The sequence below is a fragment of the Endozoicomonas sp. genome (assembly GCF_031844845.1).
In the GTDB taxonomy this organism is placed as follows: Bacteria; Pseudomonadota; Gammaproteobacteria; order Pseudomonadales; family Endozoicomonadaceae; genus Endozoicomonas.
In genome coordinates this window covers 1-11,988 of the sequence record NZ_JAVRMB020000151.1, presented here as the reverse complement: position 1 = coordinate 11,988, position 11,988 = coordinate 1, and the positions used below count along the sequence as shown (strand labels likewise).

Here is an 11,988-nt window from a genome sequence, read left to right as displayed (position 1 = left end):
ATGAATATCTGGCCGATGGGTGTGGCCATGAATCAGGGTGTTTACCTGAAATTTGTCCATCATTTTAATAACAGCTGATGGAGTAACATCCATAATTTCCAGTGTTTTACCAACTTTGGCTGATTTGCTGTTCTGTCGGATTTTATGGCCCAGGTTTTTGCGGTAGGAGAGTGGAGTCATTCGTAAGATAGCCATCACCAGAGGGTTACGAATAATCCTCCGATAACGCTGGTACTGCTCGTCATGGGTGCACAGGGAGTCACCGTGCATCAATAAAATCTTCTGGTTGTTAATAGTAATAAGTGTTGGGTCTTTCAGCCATTTGGCACCGGTTTTCTTGAGGAAGGATCGACCAATAGCAAAATCCCGGTTGCCGGGCATCAGGTAAATCACTTTGCCGGAATCGGTATATTCTTTCAGACGTCTGGCGATGTCGTGCTGGAAATCATCCATGGCATCATCCCCAACCCAGTACTCAAAGAAGTCACCCAGAATATAGAGTGCATCCGCCTGTGGGGCTCGTTCAGTCAGATAATGGCAGAAAGCCCGGGCAACGGCCGGGCAATCAGGGGTTAGATGGAGGTCTGAAATAAACAGAGCCTTCATTCAGGCAGTTTCCGCTGGCTCAAGTACTTCAACAGACTCAATGATAATGTCATCAACCGGAACGTCCTGATGGCCAGAGCGGGAGGTAGTTTTGGCCGCCTTGATTTTGTTAACGATGTCCATGCCTTCGGACACTTTCCCGAATACACAGTAGCCCCAGCCATCGTTAGTTTTGGCGCTGTGGTTAAGGAAGCTATTGTCTTTAAGATTAATAAAGAACTGGGCGGAAGCAGAATGTGGATCCATGGTTCTGGCCATGGCAATGGACCCGGTTACGTTCTTCAGGCCGTTGTCAGCTTCGTTTTCAATGGGCATCTTTGTGGATTTCTGAACCATGCCTGGCTCAAAGCCACCGCATTGAATCATAAAGCCATCAATGACGCGATGGAAAATGGTGCCATCGAAATGACCACTTTTAATGTATTCAAGGAAATTAGCGACGGTTTTTGGAGCCTTCTCTGCATCCAGTTCCAGCTCGATATCACCTAAGTTGGTGTGTAATACAACCATGGGGGGCACCATTCTCGTTAAAAAAAGCGTTCAGTAAAGCCCGGTTCAGTTGGCACGGGGCAGGAAAATCAAGGATTTTAGGTGTTTATCGTACAGGTGTAAAACGTATTCAGTAAATGACGGTCTGAATACGTGTATTCAAACCATAATTGAGCTAATCATGATAGACAATGGGTGAATAGTACCGATATGGCCAGTAAATCCTGCCAGCCGGATAATGAGTTATTTTCCATAATTTGCAGATATGTTAGTCTCAGCCGATTATGGCGCCGGTGTATTCAAGCTGACTATTGAACTGCCGCCAGTAACCCTTCACAGAAGCATCAGTGACAATGACTGCTACCGAAAAAGCCAGAAATTTTCTGGAACAGATTATTGAAAAAGACTTGGCTGAAGGCCGGGTATCTCGTATTCATACCCGCTTTCCACCGGAGCCCAATGGGTTTCTCCATGTTGGTCACGCTACCTCTATCTGTCTGAACTTTGGTCTGGCTGAAAAGTATCAGGGTGAGTGTAATCTTCGTTTTGATGATACCAATCCGGAGAAAGAAGAGCAGGTCTACGTGGATGCTATTCAGGAAGATATTCGCTGGCTGGGTTTCCAGTGGTCTGGCGAGGTTTGTTATGCATCCAGCTATTTTGAGCAGTTCTATGATTGGGCCCTGCACCTGATTCGTGCAGGCAAAGCCTATGTTGATCATCAGGATGCCGAATCCATGCGGGCCAATCGGGGTGACTTTAATAAGCCTGGCGTTGAGAGTCCTGACCGCAATAAGAGTGTGGAAGAAAATCTGGTCGAATTTGAAAAAATGCGTGCCGGTGACTATGAAGAGGGTAAGGCAACCCTGCGAGCCAAAATTGATTTACAGAGTCCCAATATGAATCTGCGGGATCCTGTGCTTTATCGGATCCGTAAAGTGCCTCACCACCAGACCGGTGACAAGTGGTGCATTTATCCCAGCTATGACTTTGCTCATGGTCAGGAAGATGCCATTGAGCATATTACCCACTCAATCTGTACTCTTGAGTTTCAGGATCATCGCCCGCTGTATGAGTGGTTCCTGGATAATCTGCCAGTGCCCGCCAAACCCCGGCAGTATGAGTTTGCCCGTACCAATCTGAACTATACCGTTACCTCCAAGCGCAAGTTGAAACAGCTGGTGGATGAAGGCGTGGTTAATAGTTGGGATGATCCCCGGATGCCAACTATCTCAGGTATGCGCCGACGGGGTTATACCCCTGGTTCCATTCGCCGGTTTTCGGAAATGGTGGGCGTCAGCCGTTCTGACGGAACAGCGGATGTTTCCATGCTGGAACATGCCATTCGGGATGATTTGAACACCAATGCAGCCAGAGCAATGGCGGTTCTCTCTCCGCTAAAACTCGTTATCCAGAATCTTCCGGAAGGTGAAGTTCAGGAAATGGTAGCGCCAGCCCATCCGAATCGTCCTGAACTGGGGCAGAGAACACTGCCGTTTACCCGTGAGATCTACATCGATCAGGAAGACTTTACTGAAGACACCACGCTGTCCCGTAAAAAGTTTAAGCGCCTGGTGATCGGAGAATACGTCCGCCTGAGAAACACCTATGTGATCAGGGCCGATGAAGTGATCAGGAATGAGAGTGGGAATATTGTTGAGGTACGTGCTTCCTATGTTCCTGGCACTGTGGGTGAAGATCCACCGGAAGGTATCCGTCCCCGTGGTGTGATTCACTGGGTCTCTGCTTCCCACGGTCAAAAGGCTGAGCTGAGAATTTATGATCGTCTGTTCAATCATCCGGCACCAGACCGTGGTGAGGAAGATTTTTTAAGTCATATCAATCCGGAGTCGTTCAAGACGACACAGGCGTGGGTTGAACCATCACTGGTGAGTGCTGAGCCTGAGCAGCGTTTCCAGTTTGAGCGGGAAGGTTACTTTGTGGCAGATCGTTGTGACCATTCGCCGGAAAATCCGGTGTTTAACCTGACTATTGGTCTGAAGGATACCTGGGCTAATAAAGCCTGACTGGCAATCTGATGGCATTGCATTGCCATCGTTTGCCCTGCATAGAAAGCCCTGCTGAAAAAGCATTGTAAAAAAGGATAGAGATAAAGTGCTGCAGATTTATAACAGCCTGAGCCGTAAAAAAGAGCCGTTTACCCCGCTGGATGGAAACCATGTGCGTATGTATGTCTGTGGTATGACAGTCTACGACTACTGTCATATTGGTCATGCCCGGACAGTAACAGCTTTTGATGTGGTGGCCCGTTATCTGCGCGCCCGGGGCTATGACCTCACTTACGTTCGCAATATTACCGATGTAGATGACAAGATTATCCGCCGGGCTGCAGAAAACGGAGAGGGTTTTATGGCCCTGACCGGCCGTATGATCGCTGCCATGCAGGAAGATTTTCAGCGTCTGGGTAACCTGCCGCCGGATCTTGAGCCAAAGGCTACCGAATTTGTGCCCGGTATGGTTGAGATGATTGAGCAGCTGATTGAAAAAGGCTTTGCTTATGCGCCGGGTAACGGGGATGTTTATTACCGGGTTCGTAAGTTTGCAGAGTATGGCAAGCTGTCCGGCAAGGTGCTTGAAGAGCTGCAAGCGGGTGCCCGGATTGAAGTCGAAGAGCAAAAAGAAGATCCGCTGGATTTTGTTCTGTGGAAAGCAGCAAAGCCCGGTGAGCCAAGCTGGCCTTCCCCATGGGGTGAGGGGCGCCCTGGCTGGCATATTGAGTGTTCCGTCATGGGCAAATGCTGTCTGGGTGAGACCTTTGACATTCATGGTGGGGGTTCTGACCTTCAATTCCCGCATCATGAAAATGAAATCGCCCAGAGCGAAGCGTGTAATGATGTCAAATTTGTTAATACCTGGATGCACTCTGGTGCCATTCGTATTGATAATGTGAAGATGTCAAAGAGTCTCGGGAACTTCTTTACCATCCGGGAAGTGCTGGATAAGTACGATGAAGAAGTGGTTCGCTACTTTATGATCTCCAGCCATTATCGTAGTCCGATTAATTATTCGGAAGATAGCCTGAAAGAAGCGGGTGTTCGTCTTGAACGTCTGTATACAGCGTTGAAGGGGCTTGATCTGTCTGGTGTAGTTCTACCAGAGAATAATGAGTTTGAGCAGCGTTTCTTCAAAGTAATGGATGACGACTTTAATACGGCAGAAGCACTGGCGGTATTGTTTGAACTGGTGCGTCATCTCAATACGGTTCGAAGTCAGAATGAAGCTGTTGCACTGCCACTGGCTGCATTGCTGGTAAAACTGGGTGGTATTCTCGGTATTCTGCAGCGTGATCCGGAAGCATTTTTGAAGTCCGGTTCTGATGTTGATGACGCCTGGATTGAAGCGATGATTCAAAAGCGTAAGGATGCAAAGAAGAACCGAGACTTTGCTGAAGCAGACCGTATCCGTGATGAGCTGGCTGCTCAGGGGGTTATTCTGCAGGATGGCAGGGAAGGGACTACCTGGCGGATTGAACGTTAGTTTTTCCCTATCAGGGCGGCAGGTTTATATTTGCCGCTCTTGCCCGGTTTTTCCCCTCTTATTCACCCCTGTGTGCTCAAATAAAGCCGATCAAATAGAATGTTTTCTGATGCCAGGTTTATCCGGTACAGTGCTGCAGGCCGGTTGCTGCCATAGCGTTTATCCCCTGTTTCCATAAGCGTTTCGTTGCTGAGAAATCGGTTTCGGATTGATCTCATGGGCGGCGCTTTACCCAGAATGACTGAAAATACCGCCTGAATATCCGAAAGGGTGAATGCCTCCGAAAGAAGATAAATGGGCAGTGCGCTGTATTGTATTTTATTTCTTAATCTTTCCAGAGCCTCCATTACCAGTTGGCTATGGTCGTAGGCCAATAGTTCTGCAGGCTGGCCGTCAATAATATCGATCCACCGTGCATCGTCGGATAGCAACTGCTCATCGCAAGGGCGTAACAGGGCATAGTATATGACGGTTAATGACCAGCCTCTTGAGTCCCGATGGTTGTCACCAATGGTAATGACCTGCTCATAGTAAGTGGCGGGCTCCCGGGTAAATCTTTCCAGTTGCCGTTTTGCGGTATCTTCCAGGCTTTGATCCTGCTCTGCTTCAATTCTTCCGGCAGGCAGCTGAGGTAATGGATTTTCAGGTAACTGGTGGGTGAGTACCTGTAGCCTGTTATTACTGGCGAGTTTAAACGCGACCAAATCGACAGAAATAAGTGTCGTGCTCAAGCTCATTGATAATTCCTTGATAAACAGGCCTTGGTTGACAGGTTAGTGAACATAATTCACTATGTTAGTGAATGTCGTTCCTTTTGTCACGGTGAAAATAATGTACTCCATAGGGTCGAGGAAGACCGTAGCGGCTTTTGATGTCGATGCTCAGAAGTGTTTCACCCCGCTTTGCCCTGATGAGCTGCCGGTGCCAGATGGGCATAAGATTTCCCGGGAGCTGAATCGGCAGGCTGACCTGGCTCGGGTTCGTATTGGATCCAAGGATGCTCATCCCGCCAATGCGGTATGGGTGGCTACCCAAGAGAACCCCCAGTTATCACCGGTTTACGGGCATAAGAACGTGGACCTTCATTGGAATCGCCACGCTGTGCCCGGGACAGAGGGTTTTGAACTGTTGGATGACCTGCCGGACGTTACTGATTATGACTTCTTTGTCTGGAAGGGCGTTGAGACTGATATTCACCCCTATGGCGCCTGTTTTCATGATCTTGAAGAAAAACTGAGTACCGGCGTTATTGAGTTTTTGAAGAATCAGGAAATTTATACCATTCTGGTTGGTGGGCTGGCTCTTGATTACTGTGTGAAAACCACGGCTCTGCAGCTGCAGCGTGCTGGCTTTCAGGTGTATGTCAACCGTGCTGCCAGTCGTGGGTTAGCAGAGAACTCGGTAACTGAGGCTATTGCTGAACTGGCATCAACCGGAGTTATTGTGGTTAACGGTACTGACGAACTTTTCATTGATGACAGCGTTTGCTGAAGGATAGGCGTATGGATAACCCGATTATACCGACGCTTCTCGATACCGATCTCTATAAGTACACCATGCAGCAGTCCATGATGCATCGCTATCCGGATGCCTGGGCCCGAATGGAGTTTTATTGTCGGGATGGAAGCTCGCTGGCTATATCGAAAAAGCAGCTGAAAAGACAATGTGAATTCCTTGGGGATCTGCGTCTTGGCTCAGAAGAACTCGAATGGCTGTCCACTCTGCCATTTATCGCCGATGATTTTATTGAGTATCTTGAGCATTTCCGCCTCGACCCTAATGCTGTCTCCATTGAGCAAAATAATGGGCAGCTGTCGCTGGTGATTGAAGGACTCTGGAGTGAAATTACCCATTTTGAGATTTTCCTGCTGGCTATTATCAGTGAGCTTCACAGTCACAGCTTTCAGGGGGATGTTATTGGGCAGGGTCAGCAGTTTCTGGATGAGAAGCTTGAACTGCTACCGGCAGGTAATACCTTCAAGCTGGTGGATTTTGGAACCCGGAGGCGGTTTTCCAGAGACTGGCACTATCATGTAGTGGAAAACCTGAAGCACAGGTTGCCTGATAACTTTGTGGGAACCAGTAACCTGAACCTGGCCAGAACCCTTGGGTTGAATCCGGTGGGAACCATGGCCCATGAATGGCTGCAGTCTCATCAGGTTCTGGGCAAAAGCCTGCGAACCAGCCAGAAAGATGCCTTAAAGGTATGGCTGGATGAGTATGGTGGTCAGTTGGGTATTGCTTTGACTGATACGATCAGTATGGAGGCTTTTCTTAAGGATTTTGATCTTGAACTGGCCAATGCTTACCAGGGGATGCGTCATGATTCCGGTGACCCTTTTGTCTGGGGAGAATTGGCGCTTGCTCATTACCGCAAGCTCGGTATTGACCCGAGCACTAAAAGTCTGGTTTTCAGTGATAAGCTTAATTTTGATAAAGCGCTGGCAATAAATACCTGGTTTGCGGATAAGATTAATATCAGTTTTGGTATTGGAACCTATCTGACCAATGATATGGGCTTCAAGGCGCCCAATATTGTCCTGAAGTTAACGGAGCTAAATGGAGCGCCTGTTGCCAAGCTTTCTGATAGTCCAGGTAAAACCCTGTGCCGTGATCACGCTTATATTGAACTGCTTAAAGAAACCTTTGGTTACAATACCAGTGCCGTATAACTGTAGATTTCCCGAGGTTTGATTTTTGCGTATGGAAGCCTTTTCTCTTTCTACATTTGTCGTTTTTCTTGCCGAGATTGGTGATAAGACGCAGCTGCTTTCTCTTATGCTGGCGATACGGTTCCGCGCTCCCTGGTTGATCTCTCTGGCCATTCTGGTGGCAACACTCCTTAACCATGCGATTGCCGCATGGTTCGGAAGCTGGGTGGTTAGCTGGATTTCTCCCGATATTCTTCAGTACCTGATCGCCATCTCGTTTTTTGCGGTTGCTGTCTGGACGCTGATACCGGATAAACTGGATGACAGTGATGAGGGAGAGAAGGGCTATGGCGTTTTCCTGACCACGCTGGTGCTGTTTTTTGTGGCGGAAATTGGCGACAAGACTCAGGTGGCAACCGTACTGCTGGCTGCTGAATATTCTGCAACAGTGATGGTGGTTATGGGTACTACGCTGGGAATGTTGCTGGCGAATGTCCCTGTGGTCTTTTTTGGCGAGAAGCTGGCGGAAAGATTACCCCTGCACTGGATCCGTCGCGGCGCAGCCGTGTTGTTTGTCCTGTTAGGTGCTGTGGCGTTATTGAGCAGCCAGTAATGCGTTTTACAAGGTTGGGTCGAACTGAGGCCCAACAATTTCACCGATGATTGCAGATAGCTTGTTGAGACTCGCATTCGCTCGACCCAACCTGCATCACGGAGGGGAAAAGAGGGGTGAGGCTTCAGTTTCTGAATTAAATGATGGCCTGAAGTAAGCTGGCAGTTGACGTATGGTCATGTTTTATGGAGAATGCGCTGCATCAGGACGCAACGCCCTGATCTCGATGGTGGACCCTGCTGGTCCCCCCGCAATAATCAACTACGAACCCCGCCAGGCCCGGAAGGGAGCAACGGTAGTAGTGACATTATGTGCCGGGGTGTGGCTGGTAGGGTTCGCCTCCATAATTTCCGGGTTCTCCGGTGCTTTTTCTCCCAATTCAAATCCAGACTCTTCCCGATCGTGCAATCTCAAGACTTCTTGGTTAGCATAGATGCTCTTTACTGTGAAAATGCCGCTGATTGGTGTTTTGTCGCTATTTTCATGGCTTGGGGTGAGCAGGGCTCTCTCCATAGAGCGCCGCTCAAGGCTGTTTTATTTCTGACTTCAGGTGTTGATGCTACTCAATGAGCTATCAGGTTCTTGCACGCAAATGGCGACCCCGTTCTTTTAAAGAGTTGGTAGGGCAGTCTCATGTTCTTCAGGCGCTGGTCAACGCACTGGATCAGGACCGTCTTCATCATGCCTACCTGTTTACCGGTACCCGGGGAGTGGGTAAGACCACCATCGCCCGTATTTTTGCCAAATGCCTGAATTGCGAACAGGGAGTCAGCTCTATTCCCTGTGGTCAATGCCCGGCCTGTAAAGAAATTGATGAAGGCCGGTTTATTGACCTGATTGAAGTGGATGCAGCCTCCAGAACCAGGGTGGAGGATACCCGGGAGCTACTGGATAATGTGCAGTATGCGCCAACCCGCGGTCGTTATAAGGTGTACCTGATTGACGAGGTACACATGCTCTCTGCTCACAGTTTTAATGCCTTGCTGAAAACACTGGAAGAGCCGCCTCCCCATGTGAAATTCCTGCTGGCAACCACCGATCCCCAGAAACTGCCGGTGACCATTCTTTCGCGCTGCCTGCAATTCAGCCTGAAGAATATGACGCCGGAGCGAATCGTTGGCCATCTGGAAAATGTCCTCGGGCAGGAGCATATCCCTAATGATGTTGCTGCCCTCTGGCAATTGGCCCGTGCTGCTGATGGCAGTATGCGGGATGCCCTGAGTCTGGCGGATCAGGCGATTGCCTTTGGCAATGGTCGGGTGAGTGAGGCCGAGGTTGGGGCAATGCTCGGTACCATTGACCAGGGGCAGGTCATGAAGATGGTTGTGGCGCTATCGACGGCCAATGCTGCACATATTCTGAATTCTGTCTCATCACTGGCAGAGCACTCGCCGGATTATCTGGCGGTGCTGGATGATATGCTTTCTTTGTTGCACCGGATTGCCATCGCTCAGGCGGTTCCTGATGCCGTTGATAATAGCCAGGGGGATCGTGATCAGATTGTTGATCTGGCTGCCTCAATGACGGCGGAAGATGTCCAGCTCTACTACCAGATCGGTCTGGTAGGAAAGAAAGATTTGCCATTGGCGCCAGATTCCCGGGGCGGCTTTGAAATGGCGTTGCTGCGTATGCTGGCATTCAGACCGGATGGTGCATCGGTCGCTGCAAAACCCCTCAATATTGGCAGGGGTTCAGTGGTTATTGAAAATAACGCATCTACAGGTAGCTCCTCCAGACCAGCTGAAGGCTCTTCATCTGCTGATGGCTCTTCATCTGCTGATGGCTCTTCATCTGCTGAAGGCTCTTCATCTGCTGATGGCTCTTCATCTGCTGAAGGCTCTTCATCTGCTGATGGCTCTTCATCTGCTGAAGGCTCTTCATCTGCTGAAGGCTCTTCATCTGCTGATGGCTCTTCATCTGCTGATGGCTCTTCATCTGCTGATGGCTCTTCATCTGCTGAAGGCTCCACTGCAGAAGACAGTTCTTCTGATCCGGAGCCTGAGCCTGTCGTTCAGAGCCCTGATATTTCAGTTGCCGTTCAGGAAACATCACGACCTGAGGGGGGTTCTACTCAAACTTTAAGCCATAATGATTCATTTGAGCCTCCCTTGATTATTGAGGAGCAAGCGACTGCTGTGGTTGAAACAGTGGTTGAAACAGTGGTTGAGAAAGTTGCTGAATCAATAGTTGATCCCATATCCGAGCCTGCCAAAAAGACCGATATTGCGCCGGTTCTGGAAGAGGTGCCGCTCTCTGTTTATGATCAGCCAGCCATTGATGAGCCCGTTTTTGATCAGAATCAGGCTGGCCCATCACTCAATGATATGCAGTCACACTGGTCTTCTGACACGCCGTATCATGGTGAGTCCGGAGCGCAGGAAGGCAGTTATATACCACCTGCCGCTGACGCCCATATGAACTCGCCTGTTGTTACGGATATTGTTGCAGAAACCAGGGCTGTTGCTTTGGGCTCGCCTGTCCGGTCAGTGGTTAAATTACCAGCAAAAAAGGATCGGTCCGGTATTGAACAGCTGGATGAGGTTAGCTGGATTCAGGTATACCGTGGTTTGCCCCTTGGGGGAGTGACCGGAACCATAGGCTCCCATTGTGAGTTTATTACCCGGGATCAGGATCTTGTCAGGCTGCGCCTTGATGAGGGGCGCAGTACTTTATACAACGACACCCATCGTCAACGTATAGAGAAAGCCCTGGGTGATTATTTTGAGCAGTCCGTTAAACTCTTAATTGACACTGGTGGTATTGTTAATGAAACTCCTGCTGCCTGGCGGGAACGTAAAATTGCTGAGCGACTCCGACAGGCAAAAGAGAGTATATATTCAGATACCCGGGTTCAGACCCTGGTAGAGACATTTTCTGCCATGGTATTGGATGATTCCATCCAGCCGGTGGGTAATATTATTAAGTAAAAGGCTATAGCGACACTGTTGGCGAATCATCGGTAATGGCTGTCACTTTGTTGTTTTTGTGCAGAGGTCAATATGTTTAAAGATAGCATGGGCAATTTGATGAAGCAGGCCCAGAAAATGCAGGATGATATGCAGAAGCTCCAGGAAGAGCTGGCCAATGCAGAAGTGACCGGTGAATCAGGTGCCGGACTGGTTAAGGTGGTTATGACCGGTCGCCATGATGTGCGGAAGGTCGATATTGATCCAAGTCTTTTTAAAGAAGACAAGGAAATGCTGGAAGATCTTTTGGCGGCGGCTGTCAATGATGCTGTACGCAAGATTGAAGTCAGTAGTAAGGATAAAATGGGTAAGCTTACTTCAGGGCTTGGCCTTCCTGCGGGTATGAAACTGCCATTTTAATCTTCTGATTTCCGAGATCTTTCTTTAAAGATTGCTTGTAACGGATTGATATCGGGAAAGATTTCCGTTTTTGCTTCAGGTCTAAATTATGTTCAGCCCCATGATCAGGGAATTGATGGAGTCATTGCGCTACCTGCCGGGTGTTGGGCCGCGCTCTGCTCAAAGAATGGCATTACACCTTCTGGAAAGGGATCGGGACGGGGCTCTGCGCTTGTCAGCGGCTCTTAAACAGGCGGCGGAAGGGGTAGGGCGCTGCCGTCACTGCCGGACATTAACGGAAGAAAGTGTTTGTCAGATCTGCGCTAACCCTGCCAGAAATGAGCAGCTGTTATGTGTGGTGGAGAATCCATCGGATGTTATGGCTTTTGAACAGGCGGGTGGATTTTCGGGGCGCTACTTTGTACTGATGGGGCATTTGTCGCCTATTGATGGCATTGGTCCTGAAGATATTGGCATTGAGCAGATGCTGAAAGCGGTTACTGAAAATCAGGTTGAAGAGGTGATTCTGGCCACTAACCCAACGGTCGAGGGTGAGGCTACTGCACACTATATTGCCGAAGAGCTTAAATCTCTTGGAGTAATGACCACGCGCATTGCTCATGGTGTTCCCCTCGGTGGTGAGCTTGAGTTTGTTGATGGTGGCACACTGGCTCACGCCCTGGCTGGTCGCACGAAGGTTGAAATCTAGCTTTTTCAGTTTCTGCTGGAGAGTGCTTAATTATTGGCATTAAAAAGGCTTCACCCGTTGTACCGGGTGAAGCCTTTTTTATTTATCCAATAACCAGGAAAAAGACAGTTGTCGTAA

General features: G+C 49.1%; 11 protein-coding genes and 1 other RNA gene. 9 read left to right on the top strand and 3 right to left on the bottom strand.

Annotated features, from left to right (window positions below; translation table 11 throughout):
• Together RM811_RS07720 and RM811_RS07715 are read right to left on the bottom strand one after the other, a co-directional pair.
• On the bottom strand, positions 1 to 606 hold a 606-nt coding region (locus tag RM811_RS07720), incomplete at its 3' end, for a UDP-2,3-diacylglucosamine diphosphatase (protein WP_402522568.1).
• Positions 607 to 1,116: a peptidylprolyl isomerase gene (locus RM811_RS07715; protein ID WP_402522566.1), complete on the bottom strand. Its 510-nt coding sequence runs from the start codon at positions 1,114 to 1,116 to the stop codon at positions 607 to 609.
• A gap of 332 nt (positions 1,117 to 1,448) precedes the next feature.
• On the opposite strand from RM811_RS07715, the gene RM811_RS07710 reads away from it, so the two are divergent.
• On the top strand, positions 1,449 to 3,122 hold the full coding sequence (locus RM811_RS07710; protein WP_402522564.1) for a glutamine--tRNA ligase/YqeY domain fusion protein: 1,674 nt from the start codon (positions 1,449 to 1,451) through the stop codon (positions 3,120 to 3,122).
• Between the two features lie 91 nt (positions 3,123 to 3,213).
• Positions 3,214 to 4,593: a cysteine--tRNA ligase gene (gene cysS / locus RM811_RS07705; RefSeq protein WP_402522570.1), complete on the top strand. Its 1,380-nt coding sequence runs from the start codon at positions 3,214 to 3,216 to the stop codon at positions 4,591 to 4,593.
• 62 nt (positions 4,594 to 4,655) lie between these two features.
• Here the strand turns inward: cysS and RM811_RS07700 are convergent, their stop codons facing one another.
• On the bottom strand, positions 4,656 to 5,330 hold the full coding sequence (locus RM811_RS07700; RefSeq protein WP_402522561.1) for an NrtR DNA-binding winged helix domain-containing protein: 675 nt from the start codon (positions 5,328 to 5,330) through the stop codon (positions 4,656 to 4,658).
• A 94-nt stretch (positions 5,331 to 5,424) separates the two neighbouring features.
• On the opposite strand from RM811_RS07700, the gene RM811_RS07695 reads away from it, so the two are divergent.
• The 7 genes from RM811_RS07695 to recR all read left to right on the top strand — a co-directional run bounded on the left by RM811_RS07695 (position 5,425) and on the right by recR (position 11,871).
• Positions 5,425 to 6,084: an isochorismatase family protein gene (locus tag RM811_RS07695; protein ID WP_402522558.1), complete on the top strand. Its 660-nt coding sequence runs from the start codon at positions 5,425 to 5,427 to the stop codon at positions 6,082 to 6,084.
• Positions 6,085 to 6,095: 11 nt separating this feature from the next.
• Entirely contained in the window at positions 6,096 to 7,265 is a 1,170-nt protein-coding gene (gene pncB / locus RM811_RS07690; RefSeq protein ID WP_402522555.1) for a nicotinate phosphoribosyltransferase, read from the top strand.
• Positions 7,266 to 7,296: 31 nt separating this feature from the next.
• The gene (locus tag RM811_RS07685) at positions 7,297 to 7,857 is read left to right on the top strand and encodes a TMEM165/GDT1 family protein (RefSeq protein ID WP_402522552.1); all 561 of its coding nucleotides are present in this window, start codon (positions 7,297 to 7,299) and stop codon (positions 7,855 to 7,857) included.
• Between the two features lie 237 nt (positions 7,858 to 8,094).
• An RNA gene (ffs, locus tag RM811_RS07680) (signal recognition particle sRNA small type) lies at positions 8,095 to 8,191 on the top strand.
• Between the two features lie 232 nt (positions 8,192 to 8,423).
• A complete protein-coding gene (dnaX, locus tag RM811_RS07675) occupies positions 8,424 to 10,784 on the top strand; it encodes a DNA polymerase III subunit gamma/tau (RefSeq protein ID WP_402522550.1) in 2,361 nt (786 codons plus the stop codon).
• 72 nt (positions 10,785 to 10,856) lie between these two features.
• Positions 10,857 to 11,183 (top strand): YbaB/EbfC family nucleoid-associated protein, encoded by a 327-nt coding sequence (locus RM811_RS07670; protein WP_402522548.1) that lies wholly within the window; start codon positions 10,857 to 10,859, stop codon positions 11,181 to 11,183.
• Between the two features lie 88 nt (positions 11,184 to 11,271).
• Positions 11,272 to 11,871 carry a recombination mediator RecR gene (recR, locus tag RM811_RS07665; RefSeq protein ID WP_402522546.1) on the top strand — a complete coding sequence of 200 codons (600 nt, stop codon included), beginning with the start codon at positions 11,272 to 11,274 and terminating at the stop codon, positions 11,869 to 11,871.
• Positions 11,872 to 11,988 lie beyond the last annotated feature (117 nt).